Source organism: Urechidicola sp. KH5, assembly GCF_054661455.1.
The window spans coordinates 1,000,031-1,018,201 of sequence record NZ_BAAFSW010000001.1; the positions used below are offsets into that span (position 1 = coordinate 1,000,031).

Sequence of the window (18,171 nt, forward strand, 5' to 3'; positions counted from 1 at the left end):
CTTGTAAGTATATCCGTGAAACCACGTTACTCAAACTTCACAAACATAATCAAAGTAGCCTTCTTCAACTACTTCAATGGAAAATAATTTACAAACAATCATTTCCAATTACTCACACCTATTTTACATGCTTTCCGTTGGATTTATCATCTAATTCCTGATGTAAATAACCTTTACCACAATTTCGATTTCAAACATGATAAATTTGTACTTATTCATTTTCTATAATATTCTCATTCAAATAATATCTTCCAGCCATTATTAAGATTAAAAATTCTATTAAAGTGAATGAAATTGAAAGACCTGTAACTGAAAATTTATAAACTAAAATTAAGGATGAAAACAAACTAATAACACCACAGATAGCAAAAATTTTCATTCTTAGATTATATAATCTACGTGCAGGGAAATACAAACTAGTAATTAACATATTCGTTGCTGACAAAACTACTACAAAACTCAATATTTGTAAGATATAGGCATTTCTCACTATTAAGACATCACCATAAATCAATTCCAATATTTCCTCTGAAAAAACAAATAATATTATTGCAATAATTAAAGATGATGTTAAAATTAATGGGAACAATCTATTAGTACTATTTCTTTTATTATTTTGCTTTGACAACCAAGGAAAAATAGCTTGATACAATGGGGAGTAACCATTTTTAACTGCCACAATTAATTTTTCGATACTTCCATAAATACCTACAACTTCATTAGAGGCAAACAACCCTAAAATAAATATATTTGAAGAGGTATAAAATAATGTAGAAAATTTAGCAATAAATAAACTAAAACTTTCTTTTAGATGAAACAATATTGAATTTAAATTAGGTTTTACAATTTTAATATACCTCGCACTAAAAACTAAGCCAAATAAGCCTGAAATAACAAAACCAAAAGAGTTCAATATTGGAACCAACAAATAATCTGATTCATCGTTAATCAATAGAAATATTAAAATTGCGAATATTGTCTTCGCTAAAATGTTAAATACAGTAATAATTCCCATCCTTTCAATTCCCTGAAAAAACCATGTTGGAAAAATTGCTTGACCTATAACAACTCCAAAACTATAATAATAAACTGTACTGTCTTCATTTAATTTTGGAATAAATTCAACCAAAATAATAAGTGACATCAAACCAAATACTAATAAAAATATTTTAGCAAAAAGTATATTAATAAAGATATCAGATAGTCTTGATTTGTCCGATTTTGAAATAGAAATTCTTCTTGTACCACTAATATCAAAACCAAAATCTACGAAAACAATGTAAAATGTCATTAGAGATTGAGCAAATATGACTAATCCAAAATTTCCAGTACCAAGTTTTCTTACTAAAAAAGGTAATATTATTAAGGGTATAACATAATTTGCTATTTGCAATATTACCAACGAAAGGAAATTACCAGCGATTACTTTTTTTTCTGAATTGAATTCATTCAATAGTTTCATCATTAAAATTAATAGAGTACTATATTTTTAAAACCCTATTTAACCTCTTCTATCTTTAACGTTTCTGGCACAACGAATATTTCTGCCTTTTTTTTGTGTATTGCCTCCCAAGATTTAATATGATTACTTGTAATACAAGGTCCAATTTGGAGATTTAAATAACTTGCAAATATCTCAGACGTAAAAGAGCATCTATAAAACCCTTCTCCAACATCCTCAATTTCAGCTTCCTCAAAATCTGTAATATCTTCTACCTTATACATATCCTTTACTGATATTGAATCTAAATCGAAAACTACATCAGTCCTAACAGGGTATAATTCTTGAATACGAAATGCAAATTCATTACTATGATTAGCCTTTTTAACTATGATTGAAATTCTATATTTTCCTCCAGCATAATCCAATTTCACATTAGGAAAGGCTACTGTTCCATAAGGTTTAGTCAAATCATTTCTGAATACCTTTATAACCTTTTTACCTTGATAATAATCATCACTCAATTCATAAGATAAGTTTTTAAACTTCCATTTTTCAAAAGGTGGTGCAGGTAATTCTTGTAATACTTCATTGACCGAATTGTTATTTACTTTAGTCTCATCTTTAGCTTTACTTGAACACGAGTAACATAATAATCCAACTAATCCAATTAAAAATACTTTTTTCATTATCTATTGTTTAAATTATGATAGGTTATTAGATATACTTTATTTATTGCTAAATTCTATTTAAAACGGCTTTAAATCCATAAAAGTACCCAAAAGAGAGAATATATTAAAATTTCCATTTTAAATGAATTACAAATAAATATTTAAAGGGCAAATATAGTTTTATTTTTCATCGAGGTAGCATTTTCTAGCAATTAAACTATCATACCTGCAGCCACAGTTTCATTAGTTGCATCGTCAACTAAAATGATGCTTCCTGTTGTTCTGTTTTCTCGATATGAATCAATCATTAAAGGTTTTGTTGTTCTAATCTTAACCTTGGCAATATCATTCATATTCAACTCTTTATCATCGGAATCTCTTTCAAGAGTTTCAATGTTTATTTTATGAACAACTTCTTTAATCATCGCCTTTTGGTCGTTTGAAGTATGCTTGATTGTGTATTTAGCCCTTGAGCGTGCTTTAGTATTATTTAACCAACATAACATTACCTCAAGATCTTGAGACGCTTCAGGAGTGTTATTAGATCTTACAATCATGTCTCCTCTACTCACATCAATATCATCTTCTAAAGTAATAGAAACAGACATTGGTGCAAATGCTTCTTCTACATTACCATTTAAAGTATCAATGGATTTTATTTTCGATGTAAATCCAGATGGCATTACTGTAACGTCGTCTCCTGGTCTTAAAATACCACTAGCAACCCTACCAGCATAACCTCTATAATCCCTATGGCTTTCGCTCTGTGGTCTTAAGACTGTTTGTACAGGGAATCGTGCGTCTATTTTATTAATATCGCTACTAATATGCATTGTTTCTAGTGTATGAAGCATCGGTGCACCTTGATACCAAGACATGTTTTCAGATCTATTAACAACATTGTCTCCTAATAGAGCACTCATTGGAATAAATCGAACATCTTTCACTAACATTTTAGATGAAATCTCCTCAAAATCAGCAACAATATTGTTAAAAATTTCTTCAGAATAGTCAACAAGATCCATTTTGTTAACACAAACTATGATATGCGGAATATTCAATAAAGAAGCTATAAATGCATGTCTTTTTGTTTGCTCAATAACACCATGCCTAGCATCAATTAAGATAGTAGCTACATTGGCCGTAGAAGCCCCTGTAACCATATTTCTTGTATACTGAATATGACCAGGAGTATCCGCAATTATAAACTTTCTTTTTGGTGTTGTAAAATAACGATAAGCAACATCTATTGTGATACCTTGCTCCCTTTCATCTCGCAAGCCATCAGTAAAAAGTGCTAAATCTACGCCGTCATGACCTTTCTTTTTACTTGTATTTTCAATTGCTTCTAATTGATCTTCAAAAATTGATTTTGAATCATACAGCAATCTCCCGATTAAGGTGCTCTTTCCATCATCTACACTACCGGCTGTAGTGAATCGTAATAATTGATTATTATCTAACATGTTTCTTTTTATATGAAGCTGAAATATTCAGACTGAAGATTAATACTTATTTTAGAAATACCCTTGGCGTTTTCTGTCCTCCATGGCGGATTCTGATCGCTTATCGTCACTTCTATTTCCGCGTTCTGTTTGTCGCATAGCGGAAACTTCTAGCGCTATTTTTTCAACTGTATCAGCATCAGATTCTATACCACCAGTAATTGTAATATCACCCAAAGTTCTAAATCGAATCTTTTTAGTTACAACTTCTTCGTTTTCTTCAAGCTTTAAAAACTCAGAGTTTGGTATCCATGAATTTTGACGCCAAACGACTTCGCGCTCATGGGCATAATATAAAGAAGGGATTTGAATATTTTCTCTTTTAATGTAATTCCACACATCCATTTCGGTCCAATTACTAATTGGAAAAGCTCTAAAATGTTCTCCTTCAAAATGATTTCCGTTAAAAATATTCCATAACTCCGGACGTTGATTTTTTGGATCCCATTGCCCAAAATCGTCTCTGTGTGAAAAGAATCTTTCTTTAGCTCTTGCCTTCTCTTCATCACGTCTTCCTCCACCAATGGCGCAATCCACACGATGCTCTTCTATGGCATCTAACAATGTTGTTATCTGAAGTGCATTTCTTGTTGCATTCTTACCTTTCTCTTCTGCTACTCTGCCCTGGTCTATAGATTCTTGAACAGAACCTACAATTAGGTTCACTCCCAAATCCTTAATCAAATCATCTCTAAATTTAATGGTCTCAGGAAAATTATGCCCCGTGTCTACATGCATTAATGAAAAAGGAATCTTTGAAGGAAAAAATGCCTTTCTAGCTAAATGCGTTACAACAATAGAATCTTTACCTCCTGAAAATAAAATGACAGGGTTCTGAAATTGAGCCCATACTTCTCGCAAAACAAAAATCGCTTCGCTTTCTAATTCATCTAAATAATTTAAATAATATTTAGTCATACTTCTTTAATTTGGGTTTTAAAAATGTAACAATTTCCATTGCAGCATCCTTAATTGTATTTTTCTCTGTACAAATTTCTAAATCTGGATTTACAGGAGGTTCAAATGGGGCAGAGATTCCTGTAAAATTTTTAATTTCTCCTTTTGCTGCCTTGGCATATAATCCTTTAACATCTCGTTCTTTACAAATATTGAGATCTGTATTAATGTAAACCTCTACAACATCATCTTTACCTATTATATTCTTAACCTCTGTTCTTATAAGTTCTGTAGGAGAAACAAATGCCGCCAAAACTACAACTCCTGCATCTACAAAAAGTTTCGAAACTTCAGCCACCCTTCTTAGATTTTCTTCTCTATCTTCATTCGTAAAGCATAAATCTTTATTTATACCTATTCTTATATTGTCTCCATCTAAAAGTGCTGATCTAATTCCTAAATCAAACAAAACCTTTTCTACCTCATTCGCAATTGTAGATTTACCAGATCCAGATAATCCTGTAAACCATACAACAAAAGATGCGTGATTGTTTAAATTATTCTTTGCTTTTCTTGTTACCTCAAACTTAGATAGAAATAGGTTTTCATTCATTATTTTTTGCCTCTCTATTCTTTAAACCAAAATTTGATTTATACCATGCTCGTTCATGAAAATAGTATAAAATCATTTTTATGATAGATTCTGTAATAGCAACACCAGTTGCTTTTTGAGTAGCAAGTGGGTCGTCTCTAAAAAAAATCATTGCTACCACAAATGTAGTTAAAGATGCTATTAATCGCCAAGTAATTGTTTTAGCTATATGTCTTTTCTTTGCTATATCTTTCATTATAATTCTAGTAATAGAGTGGTCAAAAATAGAAAACAAATTGAGAAAATTACTATAAAAACGATATTTTCTTTTTATCCTATCGGTTTTATAGGGTTTAATTGGTGATTTTAACTTTACTAGAGTTCTTCGCACCTTTATTTACAAATAAAATAGGGGTTTAAAAGGTTATCTTTGTTGTAAGTTAATGGATTGTTGTTTTCTGGATTTACTACTTCTAAGCCTACTGCTTTACAAATAGCGTGGCCTGCAGCGGTATCCCATTCCATAGTAGGCGCAAATCTTGGATAAATATCTGCTCTACCCTCCGCCAACAAACATAATTTAAGTGAACTTCCTATTGAGACAACTTCAGTTTTTTTCCCTTCATTTTCAATACCTACTATAAAATCAAGGGTATCTTGATTCATATGAGATCTACTACCTACTATTCTTACGGTTGTATTTGACGATTTGGTGGGTTTAATTTCTATGGCTCGTTGAATTAGCAAATCGTAATCTATTTTTTCTTCTGGCTGAATTAAAATTTTATACGCCTTTTTTCTCTTAACATCTCCAAAGAACAACTCGCCTAATACCGGAGCGTAAATCACACCTAAAATAGGCATTCCTTCTTCAACTAAGGCAATGTTTACGGTAAACTCTCCGTTCCTCTTAATAAATTCTTTAGTCCCATCTAAAGGGTCAACAATCCAACATTGACTCCATATTTTACGTTCTGAATACGTAGTTTGTTTATTCTCTTCACTTATAATCGGCATGCCTGTTTTTTGAAGCTCTGCAACAATTATTTCGTTTGCTCTTTTATCAGCAATTGTAAGAGGAGAATTATCTCCTTTAAATTCTATGTTAAAATCACCGCTATCATAAACAGCCATAATCTCTTTACCAGCATGCAAAGATGCCTTTATGGCAATTTTTAAATCACTATCGGTTTTCAACATACCAATTATACATCTTTTTAATTCCTTCTTGAAGATTAATTTTATGACTCCATCCTAAGTTATGCAATTTACTTACATCTGTAAGTTTGCGCATGGTCCCATCTGGTTTATCGGCATTAAATTTAAGAGCTCCTGTAAATCCAATAACATCTCGAATTGTTTCAGCCAATTCTTTTATTGAAATTTCTACACCAGTGCCAATATTTACATGTGTATTTCTAATTTCTTTTTGCCCTTTTAAATATGTATCTTTAAAATTGCGCTGCTCCATCATAAAAATACAGGCGTCTGCCATATCTTCTGACCATAGGAACTCTCTTTTTGGATTTCCAGATCCCCAAATTTCAACACTATCCTTAGAGACTCCATAATCATCTAAATAATCAAGAGATTCTTCCAAATTTGATTTTCCTAAATCTTCAATTACCGCATTATAATCCTCCTCTTTTAAAAGTTTAGCTAAATGAATTTTTCTAATCAGAGCAGGCAAAACATGCGATTTTTCTAAATCAAAATTATCATTAGGGCCGTATAGATTTGTTGGCATAACAGATATAAAATTAGTGCCATATTGTAAATTATAACTTTCACACATTTTTATACCGGCAATTTTTGCAATCGCATAAGGCTCATTTGTGTATTCTAATACATCTGTTAACAAACTGTTTTCTGGCATTGGCTGAGGTGCTTGCTTAGGATATATACAAGTACTACCTAAAAACAATAGTTTTTTAACCTTCTTTAAATATGATTCATGAATTACATTATTCTGAATCATCAAATTGTCATAAATAAACTCCGCTCTAAAGGTATTATTTGCAACAATACCACCTACTTTAGCTGCAGCTAAAATTACATATTCTGGTTTCTCTAATTCAAAAAAATCAGCTACTGCCACTTGATTAACTAAATCAAGTTCTTTATGAGTACGGGTTACTAAATTAGTATACCCTTTAGATCTTAAATTATTTACAATTGCGCTGCCCACCAATCCTCCGTGACCAGCAATGTAAATTTTCGCATCTTTATTCATGAATATTATTCAAAATAGTTTTTGATACGATATCCTCCTTCTTGCAGGTACTGTTTCTTCTTCATTAAATGAAGATCACTAGTCATCATGTCTTCAACCAGGCCAGCTAAATCATATTTTGGCACCCATCCTAATTTTTCTCTTGCCTTTGTTGCATCACCTATCAATAATTCAACTTCTGTTGGCCTATAGTAACGCTCATCTACTGCAACTACTTCTTTACCTATTTCAAGTTGGAATTCTGGATTTGAACAAGATTTAACAAACCCTTTTTCTTCTACATCCTTTCCTTTAAATTCTAATTCTACACCAACATGCTCAAAACACATTCTAACAAAATCACGTACTGTGGTTGTTTTTCCAGTAGCAATTACCCAATCCTCTGGTGTATCTGCTTGTAAAATCATCCACATCATTCGCACATAATCCTTAGCATGCCCCCAATCTCTCTTTGCATCTAAATTTCCTAAGTATATCTTATCTTGTAATCCTAGCGCAATTTTAGAAGTCGCTCTTGTAATTTTTCTTGTAACAAAAGTTTCTCCTCTAATTGGAGATTCATGATTAAACAATATTCCATTACAGGCATACATATCATATGCTTCTCTGTAATTTACAGTAATCCAATATGCATACATTTTAGCAACCGCATACGGACTTCTTGGGTAGAATGGTGTTGTCTCTGTTTGTGGCACTTCTTGAACCAAACCATAAAGTTCTGAAGTGGAAGCCTGATATATTCTGGTTTTCTTTTCTAGCCCCAAAATTCTAATTGCTTCTAAAATTCTCAACGTCCCAATACCATCAGCATTGGCTGTATATTCAGGCGTGTCAAATGAAACGTGAACATGGCTCATTGCTGCCAAATTATAAATTTCATCTGGCTGAACCTCTTGAATTATTCTAATAAGATTTGTACTATCTGTTAAATCTCCATAATGCAAGAAAAAATTTTGATTTTCTACATGTGGATCTTGGTATAAGTGATCTATTCTATCCGTATTAAACAGAGATGACCTTCTTTTTAAACCATGTACTTTATATCCCTTTTTTAATAAAAATTCGCTTAAATAAGCTCCATCTTGTCCTGTAACTCCTGTAATAAGGGCTATTTTTTGCATAAAAGTAAATTATAAAATTCGGTTTTTATAGTGTATGAGGTATTGGTTTAATCTTACTATAAGAAAAAATGCCAAAACAGCGCCGCCAAATATACTCGCCAAAATAACCATAAATGAATTCGCTAAAGTACCTCTATTTGTACCAACGGGATTAAATGGAGTTATAACATTAACTATTTCACCTTTTGTTTCTTTTTCTCTTTCAATTTCAATCAATCTACCATTTAAATCTTTTGAAATATTAAATAATGTGATGTCATTATTCTTCATTTCATTTCCTTTTGAAAAATCTACATAAGTTCCACTACTCGGCGTAGATTCTTTTTCGACTTCAAGCAACGTAACTTTTTCGTAAAGCTCCCTTAATTCGTCTATTTTTTTCAAAGAATTTACGGCTGCAAGTGAATCTAATTTTAAAGTATTAAGAGCAATTCTTTTCTTTTTCAAAAGCGTCGTATTACTTTCAATGTCTTTTATAATTAAATCACCAAATAATGAAAGATTATTCATTTCACTAATAATTCTGAAAACATATTTCTTAGAATCGAATTCTGATGGTCCGTCACCAACAAAATCTCTAAATGTAAAATGCTGTTGAGTTAGTGTATCCGTCGTTTTAATAAATTGATCATAAGCTAATATTTGATCTTTTTTTGTTTCATATGGTATTAGATCAAAACTCACTAAACTATTCGCTTCTTTATAGGAGATATTAAATTCTTTACTTAATGCTATAGAGTCTTCTTCGTAAATTAAAACATTATAATATTCAATTTTTTCTGATATTTGATAAACCGAACCATAATTAGGCTCAATAATCATATCATAAGTATATTTATCTGGAGTTAAATAATCAAGCACAAACCCTATGCTTCCACCTAATAACATAGCAATTATAAGCTTAACAAAATGCTCTTTTAAATAAATTAAGATTAAAATAAAAAAGTGAAAAATGCCTTTTATTATCTTACCAATTAATTTAAATATTTTGTTTAAGGCATTTCCAATGACTGAAAATAATTTCCCTAAATCAACCTCCTCTTCTTTTACGGTAATAGGGCTTTTAAATTCTTGTTCGAGGGAGTCTTGTTTCTTATCGCTCATAAGTTTCTAGTTTTTCAGAATTGGGCAAAAATATGTTTTTTAAAAGATTTGTTCTAATATTTTTTGAGTTATTACGTAGGTTGGTCGTACTCCTGTGGTTCCTAAACCACCAGAGGCTAATGTGCTTCCTGTCTCTAAAGGGTTATCAGATGCGTAATAAGCATATCGCACCTTAACATCGGGGCGAATATTACCTCGGATTTTAGAGGCAGCCTGAATAGCTTTTTGATAATGCGCTCCTTCCATCTCTAAACCTATCACACTCCAGGTAGATTCATGGAAAAACTTTAAGATATCTTTGTTTTGAAGTGATGTGCCTAGAACAGAAATCATGGCTCCTTCGTAAACATCAACTCCCAATCCTTCTAAATCCTCTTTTTTTAATTCATTTTCAAAAGGGTAATTGTCTGCAGTGCCTTCAAAAATATGAGATGATGGAATCATTACATCTCCTTTTCCTCCTTCTAATATTCCCGCCTTACCCATAATGGATACAGAAACAACATCTAAATGATGCTTATTCCCTTTTTGACATACATATGGTTTTAACAATTCGTCCATCGTTTCATATGCCTGCTCACCAAAGGCATAATCCATAACAATAATCACTGGAGCTTCATCACTGTTTTTTAAAACATAATCTGTTTGCTTTAAATCAATTTTGACTGTATCAATTACTTGTACATTTATGTTCGTTCCTGACTCGTCCTTTATATAGATTAAACCATTTTTAGAAGCATAGTTTTTCACTTTTTTTCGCTGGGCTTCAGAAGCATCTGCGCTCAACGTTTCAAATAACTCAATAGTGTCTTCAGTTATTTGAGCTTTCAATACAACTGGAGCATAAATAGAATTCATGACACTGTGCATATTGGCACTAATAATATGAATTGACCTGTCTAATAAACTGTGTTTTTCTAATTCTGACTTGATATTCTCAGCCCAAATATCTCCATATAAATGGTGCCCAATTCTTTCTCTTAAAAGTGGACTAAACGTAATTTCTCTCTTTTGAGCTTTTGTCACCTCATTAATTGCAAGGTGACCTAACCAGTAAATTATTTGAAAAAACCGATCTGGATTTTGCTCCGAGCTAAAGTATTTATAGGTTTCTGAAACCTCTTCAAAAGTTCTACCTAAAATATTGCCAAGGTGGGCTATGAGTACTTCCTTTTCTTCGCTACTTTGTTTCATATTCTGAACAACAACGTCCGCAAGCGCATTCCACTCTCTAATAGTTTTGGTATTGTTAATTAAAACTCGACTCATAATTTTATGAGATTCAATATAAAGAAATGTCAAATGAGTTAACATATCATAAATCTCTGAGCGACCTCGAGTAACCTCTATGTTCATTTGATCTTTATCGATACGATAACAATTTCGTCTTCTCTTAGGTGGTATGATACATTCAAAATGAGAGTTTGAATATCCCTCATCTGCAGTTAAATTGATGTACCTACATTCTTCAATGCCAATTGGCAATCTATCTATAACATACGTTAAACCATTAAGTTCTATTTTCTCTTCTGCTATAGATCCATAAATTTCAGGACGAAGTTGTAAAAGCGATTTTCTTAAAGTCGCTCCTGAAATACCCATCGGTTTGTAGAACCCTCTACTAAACAAATGGCGCATGGCTATATAAAGTCTTTCTATTGCGGCTGATGATTCTTGGGCTCTAGTACGCCCTTCTATCTTTTTGCTCTTCATACGTTTTTTAACGCTCAAAGATACATTTTATTCCATAAATACTGGGCTAATTTAAGAGTGCCAAATATTCTTGAGAATTATGCAATAGCTCAACTGCTTTCTTAATAGAATTGTCAAAGGATACTTTTTGCTCGTACTCACCTTCTTTATAGTAGTACCTGCTGACTATTTCAGCCTCTAAGGCATCCAAAATTTCAGCTTTATTACTCTGTAATTGATTGATTTTTTGTTTATTCAAAACCTTCATAAAATCATCATAAGCATTTGACAGTTCTAACGATTCTTGTTGGGCTTCAGAAATTGCTTTATCGAATAATTCTTCCGAATTCAATTCAAAACTTTCTGGGTACATTTCTAAGAAGTCTTGCAACTCTTTAAATGTTTTTTCTGGTAATTTAAATTTCGAAGCTTCATCAATTGTCTCTTTATCAAGGCAAAATTGTGTCGCAAAATCAAAGAGACCGAAAGACCTTAAAAGTTCTTGCGTTGCTTCAGATTTTTTATTTACAGATACTTCAACATCAGGAGACACTCCTCCGCCATCATATACTTTGCGGCCATTTTGAGTAGTAAATTCATTTACAATACCATCTGAAAATTTTGGAATGCTATCGCCAACTCTATTCGTGTAATCAAGTTCTTGAATGCACCTGCCACTAGGCGTATAATACTTTGAAATGGTCAGTTTTAATTGTGTCCCATAAGAAAGTTTACGGCTTCGTTGTACTAAACCTTTTCCAAAAGATCGTTGTCCAACAATTACTGCCCTATCATAATCCTGAAGTGCACCAGCCAAAATTTCTGAGGCTGATGCCGAACGATCGTCAATTAAAATCGCCAAAGGGATTTCTGTGTCCAATGGTTTATTTTTAGTTTTAAAAGTTGAGCTCCATTTATCAATCTTTGCTCGAGTAGTAACAACCACTTGATTTTTTGGAATAAAGAAATTAACAATTTCAACGGCTTCATTTAATAAGCCTCCAGGGTTATGACGAACATCAATAATTAGCTGTTTCATACCCTGAGATTTCAAGGCTTCATAAGCATTCTTTACTTGATCTGAAGCTTTTCTATTAAACTTTATAAAAGCCATATAACCCACTTCATCATCTATCATCGTGTAAAATGGTACTGGATTTATTTCTACAGTTTCCCTCTTTATGGTTTTAGAAATACTAGAGCCATTTCTATTTATTTCCAAATTTACCTCAGAGTCTGGTAAACCTCTCAACAAACTTCTTACAAAATCTTCTTCTAGAGCTATTAATTCTACATTATCAATAGCAACTATTACATCTCCAACTTTTAACCCTGCTTCGTCGGCCGCATAATCTTTTAAAATCTGATCTACAATCAAATTTCCTTCTCTATATCTTACCGACGCCCCAATTCCACCATATTGACCCTCTGCCACAATACGAGCATCTATTACACCTTGTTCGTCGTAAAATTTTGTGTAAGGATCTAAATTGTTTAAAGTATGCTCAATAGCATTGTCCATAACTTCTGCAGGATCAAGCTCATCTATATAGTAGAGATTCAATTCTTTAAAAAGAGTTGTATAGATTTCTATCTGTTTGGCTATTTCGAAAAAATCAGATTTATAGGCAATGGATGAACCAATAAAAACGGTCAACAAAACTGCACCAGCTATTTTTTTAAATCGTCTCATATTTGCAACTTTGATGTTATGCATCTAAGGTACATATTTTAATGTGTTGCCGTTATCAATTTGTGTTAATCCTTTCTAAATTGTTCAAAGCTAGTTTTAAATCTTCATGCCAATGCGGAATTTCAAAATCCATAAAACTTTGGATTTTTTCAGTATTTAAAACACTGTATGCAGGCCTTTTAGCAGGCGTTGGATATTCTTCAGTTTTAATGGGGCTTAGATGAATATTAATATTTGAAAGCTCGAAAATAGATTTTGCAAATCCATACCAAGATGTTTCTCCTTTATTAGAAAAATGAAATAATCCGTAATCCGAATTATTATTAACAATTATCGTAAGAATCACTTTTGCCAATGTTTTTGCATAGGTAGGAGCTCCAAATTGATCTGAAACAACTCCTAATTCTTCTCTTTCAAATCCAAGACGCAACATGGTTTTCATAAAGTTATTTCCAAATTCTGAATACAACCAAGAAGTTCTGATGATAAAGTGTTTATGCCATCTTTTTGTAATAGCCAACTCGCCTCTTAATTTACTCGAACCGTAAACTCCCAATGGATTTGGTGTGTCAGATTCTAAATAAGGTGATACTTTTGCTCCATCAAATACGAAGTCTGTGGAGATATGAAATAATTCAACATCATTTTCCGAACTCACCTTCGCCAAAACTGCGAGCGCTTCACTGTTAATTTTAACAGCGGCTTTCTCGTTACTTTCCGCCAAGTCAACAGCTGTATAAGCTGCACAATTAATTATATGGGAAATTCTATTATTCTCTACAACCTTTTTAAGTCCTGCTATATTAGTAATGTCAAGTTCCTCTCTATCAGTAAATAAAAAATTTAAATCCTTGAATTCATTTGATATATTTTGAATACATTTACCTAACTGACCACTTGCACCTGTTACTAAAATACGTTTCATAATAATGCCACGTTTAAAGTCGGGAGTAATTTGTCTTTCTCAGAAATAATTAAATCTTCTTCAGGAAATTGCCAATCTATATTTAAGGTAGGGTCATTGTAAATAATTCCGCCCTCAGATGACTTTTTATAATAATTATCACATTTATAACTGAAAATAGCAGTATCACTTAATACCAAAAATCCATGGGCAAACCCTCGAGGAATAAATAATTGCTTTTTATTTTTTTCTGATAAAACTATAGAAAAATGCTCACCAAAGGTGGGAGATTTAGGCCGAATATCAACCGCAATATCTAAAACCTCACCTTTAATTACTCGGACCAATTTAGCTTGAGCAAATGCTCCTTTTTGAAAATGTAATCCTCTAAGAACACCTTTAGAAGAAAAAGACTCGTTGTCTTGAACGAAATTTACTTTTAAACCTGTTGACTCTTTAAATTTTTTCTCATTAAAGCTCTCCAAAAAATAGCCTCTTTTATCTTTAAATACATTTGGCAATAACACTAAACAGTTTAATAAATTAGTTTTTTCTACCTGCATGCTATTCATTTAAAACACTTAATAACTGTTTGCCATAACCGCTCTTTAACAACGGTTGAATCAACTTTTCAAATTGAGTTTTATTTATAAAGCCTTTTCGGTAAGCCACTTCTTCTATTGCACCAATTTTGAGACCTTGACGCTCTTCAATTACTTGAACAAATTGTGCCGCTTGCATCAAAGAGTTTATAGTACCTGTGTCTAACCATGCGGTTCCTTTATCCAATATTTGAACTTGCAATTTACCTTGCTCTAAATAAACACGATTAACATCTGTTATCTCTAATTCTCCTCGTTCACTAGGCTGGATGTTTTGAGCAATCTTCACCACATCATTATCATAAAAGTAAATTCCGGGAACCGCATAATTAGATTTTGGGTTCTCTGGTTTTTCTTCAATGGAGATAGCCGTTTTATTATCATCAAACTCAACTACCCCATAACGTTCAGGGTCGTGAACATGATAGGCATAAATAATTCCACCATCAGGATTGTTACTCGATTCTAATAATTCTGATAAACCTGTACCATAAAAAATATTATCTCCTAAAATCAAAGCGACTTTATCATTATCAATAAATTCTTTACCAATTACAAATGCTTCAGCCAAACCATTAGGCTTTTCTTGAACTGCATACTCAAACCTACACCCATACTTCTTACCATCTCCTAATAACTTTTGAAACAATGGTAAATCATGAGGGGTCGAAATAATTAATATTTCACTGATTCCTGCCCAAATTAAAGTTGATAATGGATAGTATATCATTGGCTTGTCGTACACAGGCATCAACTGTTTACTAACTGCAAGCGTTAAAGGGTGAAGTCTTGTTCCGGACCCACCTGCTAATATGATTCCTTTCATTCTTCGTTATATTTTTGAAGGTACCATTCTACCGTCTTTCTAATTCCCGATTCAAAGTTTTCATCTGCATTCCAACCTAATTCATTTTCAATTTTTGAGGCATCAATAGCGTATCTAAAATCATGTCCGGGGCGATCTTTAACAAAGCTAATTAGTGATTTATATGAATTAGAATTTGGTTTTAGTTCGTCTAACAATTCACATATCGTATTTGCAATATACAGATTATTACGTTCGTTTTTACCTCCAATATTATAGGTTTCTCCGGAAGTTCCTTTCTCAAAAACCAAGTTAATCCCTTTACAGTGATCTAATACATATAGCCAATCTCTAATATTCTGACCGTCACCATAAATTGGAATTGATTCTTGCTTTAAGGCCTTTCTTATAATTGTAGGTATTAATTTTTCATCGTGTTGTTTTGGCCCATAATTGTTAGAACAATTTGTGGTAACTACATTCATTCCATAGGTATGAAAATAACTTCTAACAATAAAATCTGAAGAAGCTTTTGAGGCACTGTAAGGACTATTTGGAGCGTAAGGAGTACTTTCTTCGAACAACCCAGTATCTCCTAAAGTACCATAAACTTCATCTGTTGAAATATGATGAAGTCTATTGTTTTCTAATCCTTGCTTAAAAGTGTTTGGGCCATCCATCCAAAAACCTCTGGCTACATCCAGCAATGTAAAAGTGCCAAAAACATTTGTTTGAATAAACGCATCTGGTTTTTCAATAGAATTATCTACATGAGATTCAGCAGCAAAGTGAATAACATCTGATATATTATACTCTGCAAAAATTGACTCAATTAACTTTCTATTGCAAATATCTCCTTGAATAAAATGGTATCTATCATGGTGCTGTATTTCCTTCAAATTTGCAAGATCACCAGCATATGTTAAACTGTCAATATTGACAACCTTGTAATTTTGGTTTGTCTCTAAAAAATATGGAATGAAGTTGGATCCAATAAATCCTGCTCCACCAGTAATTAAGATGGTCTTTGTATTCATTAAATTTCAATCATTATTTCTGATAAAAGCTTTTTCATTTTTTTATCTATAGTTTCAAACGGTACTTCTTTCGAGTTCGTAAAAATAAACATTAAATGTAGCTTAGTTTCCATACTTAATAAGTACTGATTTAGTCGGTATGATTCTCTTATTTGCCTCTTAATTCTATTTCGATCTACGGCCTTCTTTACCAAACGTTTTGGAACAGAAATAACGACTTTAGAAACCTCTGTTTCTGCCTCAATATACTTCATTCTTAAAGGAAATTCCTTCAGAGTTATTCCTGATTCAAAGAGATTCGAAATATGTTTTTTGCTCTTTAGCTTTTGTATGGAAGGAAATCTAAAATTCATGTACAACAAAGATACTATTCCCAAGTGAAATACAGAATTTAATTTCAAACCCATAAACTCACTAATCATAAAAAATTTAAGATACTTCAAATAACTCCTTTTTTATAATTCTTTTTATGCTAAATATTAAAATTTAGCGCTTGTTATTTGTACATTTGACAAATCTAAATTAATTCACTATGACACAAGATTTATTTCAAGCTCCTGATTACTACCAGCTTGATGATCTTTTGACCGAAGAACACAAATTGGTAAGAGATGCGGCACGCGATTGGGTGAAAAGAGAAATTTCTCCAATTATCGAAAAATCCGCTCAAACAGCAACTTTTCCAAATCAAATTTTAAATGGATTAGCAGAAATTGGTGCTTTCGGGCCTTATATTCCAGAAAATTATGGAGGAGCAGGTTTAGATCAAATATCCTATGGATTAATTATGCAAGAACTAGAACGTGGTGATTCGGGTGTAAGATCTACAGCTTCTGTGCAGTCTTCTTTAGTGATGTATCCAATTTTTAAATATGGGTCTGAAGAACAAAAGAAAAAGTATCTACCAAAATTAGCGAGCGGAGAAATGATTGGATGTTTTGGATTGACAGAGCCTAATCATGGCTCAAATCCAGGTGGAATGGAAACTAGAATTGTTGACAAAGGAGATCATTATATTTTGAATGGTGCAAAAATGTGGATTTCAAATGCTCCATTTGCAGATATCGCTGTTGTTTGGGCAAAGAATGAAGAAGGAAGAATTAAAGGACTGATTGTTGAAAGAGGGATGGAAGGATTTACTACACCAGAAACCCATAACAAATGGTCTTTAAGAGCCTCAGCTACTGGCGAATTAATTTTTGATAATGTTAGGATAAACAAAGGAAATATTTTACCAAATAAAGATGGTCTAGGCGCTCCTTTAGGTTGCTTAGATTCTGCTAGGTTTGGTATAGCTTGGGGTGCTATAGGGGCTGCTATGGATTGCTACGACACTGCTTTACGCTATGCTAAAGAACGTACTCAATTTGGAAAACCATTGGCTGCATTTCAACTACAACAAAAAAAGTTGGCAGAGATGATTACCGAAATTACTAAGGCGCAACTTTTAGCATGGAGATTAGGTGTTTTAAGAGAAGAGGGAAAAGCAACCTCTGCTCAAATATCAATGGCTAAGAGAAATAATGTGGCTATGGCGTTAAATATTGCTCGCGAATCAAGACAAATTTTAGGTGCCATGGGTATTTCTGGTGAATACGCTATCATGAGACACATGATGAATTTAGAAAGCGTCGTCACCTATGAAGGAACACACGATATACACCTACTCATTACAGGACTAGATATTACTGGAGAAAATGCCTTTAAATAAAAACAGAAAAACCCGCTGCTGACACGGGTTTTTCTTTTATTCGATAAGTAGCTTTTTAGTGAGCTTGCCCTTATCTGTCTGTACTCTTGCTACATAAATAGCCGTTTCCAAATTGCGCACGTCTAGATGTATTTCAGACTTATAACCATCTTCTATATCCCAC

At 32.6% G+C, this 18,171-nt stretch carries 18 protein-coding genes; 1 reads left to right on the top strand and 17 read right to left on the bottom strand.

Annotated elements, in window-relative coordinates; all coding sequences use genetic code 11:
• Positions 1-211 precede the first annotated feature (211 nt).
• The 17 genes from ACYQ5R_RS04550 to rnpA form a co-directional block, all read right to left on the bottom strand.
• Complete coding sequence (locus tag ACYQ5R_RS04550; protein WP_460189728.1) at positions 212-1,462, bottom strand: oligosaccharide flippase family protein; 1,251 nt, start codon at positions 1,460-1,462, stop codon at positions 212-214.
• Between the two features lie 35 nt (positions 1,463-1,497).
• Positions 1,498-2,130, bottom strand: coding sequence for a hypothetical protein (locus ACYQ5R_RS04555; RefSeq protein ID WP_460189729.1), 633 nt, complete (start codon positions 2,128-2,130; stop codon positions 1,498-1,500).
• 194 nt (positions 2,131-2,324) lie between these two features.
• Positions 2,325-3,578: a sulfate adenylyltransferase subunit 1 gene (locus ACYQ5R_RS04560; protein ID WP_460189730.1), complete on the bottom strand. Its 1,254-nt coding sequence runs from the start codon at positions 3,576-3,578 to the stop codon at positions 2,325-2,327.
• Positions 3,579-3,629: 51 nt separating this feature from the next.
• On the bottom strand, positions 3,630-4,535 hold the full coding sequence (cysD, locus tag ACYQ5R_RS04565; protein ID WP_460189731.1) for a sulfate adenylyltransferase subunit CysD: 906 nt from the start codon (positions 4,533-4,535) through the stop codon (positions 3,630-3,632).
• Positions 4,528-5,127, bottom strand: coding sequence for an adenylyl-sulfate kinase (gene cysC, locus ACYQ5R_RS04570; RefSeq protein WP_460189732.1), 600 nt, complete (start codon positions 5,125-5,127; stop codon positions 4,528-4,530). The genes cysD and cysC overlap by 8 nt, the downstream gene beginning before the upstream one ends.
• Positions 5,120-5,362, bottom strand: coding sequence for a DUF2061 domain-containing protein (locus ACYQ5R_RS04575; RefSeq protein ID WP_460189733.1), 243 nt, complete (start codon positions 5,360-5,362; stop codon positions 5,120-5,122). Before ACYQ5R_RS04575 ends, cysC begins: the two co-directional genes overlap by 8 nt.
• A gap of 137 nt (positions 5,363-5,499) precedes the next feature.
• Positions 5,500-6,306, bottom strand: coding sequence for a 3'(2'),5'-bisphosphate nucleotidase CysQ (gene cysQ, locus ACYQ5R_RS04580; RefSeq protein WP_460189734.1), 807 nt, complete (start codon positions 6,304-6,306; stop codon positions 5,500-5,502).
• Positions 6,290-7,339 carry a GDP-L-fucose synthase family protein gene (locus tag ACYQ5R_RS04585; RefSeq protein ID WP_460189735.1) on the bottom strand — a complete coding sequence of 350 codons (1,050 nt, stop codon included), beginning with the start codon at positions 7,337-7,339 and terminating at the stop codon, positions 6,290-6,292. The genes cysQ and ACYQ5R_RS04585 overlap by 17 nt, the downstream gene beginning before the upstream one ends.
• Before the next feature lie 5 nt (positions 7,340-7,344).
• Positions 7,345-8,460 (bottom strand): GDP-mannose 4,6-dehydratase, encoded by a 1,116-nt coding sequence (gene gmd, locus ACYQ5R_RS04590; protein ID WP_460189736.1) that lies wholly within the window; start codon positions 8,458-8,460, stop codon positions 7,345-7,347.
• 9 nt (positions 8,461-8,469) lie between these two features.
• Positions 8,470-9,564, bottom strand: coding sequence for a hypothetical protein (locus ACYQ5R_RS04595; RefSeq protein ID WP_460189737.1), 1,095 nt, complete (start codon positions 9,562-9,564; stop codon positions 8,470-8,472).
• 39 nt (positions 9,565-9,603) lie between these two features.
• Positions 9,604-11,277: a DUF6909 family protein gene (locus ACYQ5R_RS04600; RefSeq protein WP_460189738.1), complete on the bottom strand. Its 1,674-nt coding sequence runs from the start codon at positions 11,275-11,277 to the stop codon at positions 9,604-9,606.
• Positions 11,278-11,323: 46 nt separating this feature from the next.
• A complete protein-coding gene (locus tag ACYQ5R_RS04605) occupies positions 11,324-12,973 on the bottom strand; it encodes a S41 family peptidase (RefSeq protein WP_460189739.1) in 1,650 nt (549 codons plus the stop codon).
• A 31-nt stretch (positions 12,974-13,004) separates the two neighbouring features.
• Complete coding sequence (gene rfbD, locus ACYQ5R_RS04610; RefSeq protein ID WP_460189740.1) at positions 13,005-13,874, bottom strand: dTDP-4-dehydrorhamnose reductase; 870 nt, start codon at positions 13,872-13,874, stop codon at positions 13,005-13,007.
• Positions 13,871-14,416 carry a dTDP-4-dehydrorhamnose 3,5-epimerase gene (gene rfbC / locus ACYQ5R_RS04615; protein WP_460189741.1) on the bottom strand — a complete coding sequence of 182 codons (546 nt, stop codon included), beginning with the start codon at positions 14,414-14,416 and terminating at the stop codon, positions 13,871-13,873. Before rfbC ends, rfbD begins: the two co-directional genes overlap by 4 nt.
• Position 14,417: 1 nt before the next feature.
• On the bottom strand, positions 14,418-15,281 hold the full coding sequence (gene rfbA, locus ACYQ5R_RS04620) for a glucose-1-phosphate thymidylyltransferase RfbA (protein ID WP_460189742.1): 864 nt from the start codon (positions 15,279-15,281) through the stop codon (positions 14,418-14,420).
• A complete protein-coding gene (gene rfbB, locus ACYQ5R_RS04625) occupies positions 15,278-16,297 on the bottom strand; it encodes a dTDP-glucose 4,6-dehydratase (RefSeq protein ID WP_460189743.1) in 1,020 nt (339 codons plus the stop codon). Before rfbB ends, rfbA begins: the two co-directional genes overlap by 4 nt.
• Positions 16,297-16,719: a ribonuclease P protein component gene (gene rnpA / locus ACYQ5R_RS04630; protein ID WP_460189751.1), complete on the bottom strand. Its 423-nt coding sequence runs from the start codon at positions 16,717-16,719 to the stop codon at positions 16,297-16,299. The genes rfbB and rnpA overlap by 1 nt, the downstream gene beginning before the upstream one ends.
• A 110-nt stretch (positions 16,720-16,829) precedes the next feature.
• Between rnpA and ACYQ5R_RS04635 the strand changes: the two genes are divergently transcribed.
• A complete protein-coding gene (locus ACYQ5R_RS04635) occupies positions 16,830-18,008 on the top strand; it encodes an acyl-CoA dehydrogenase family protein (protein WP_460189744.1) in 1,179 nt (392 codons plus the stop codon).
• Positions 18,009-18,171 lie beyond the last annotated feature (163 nt).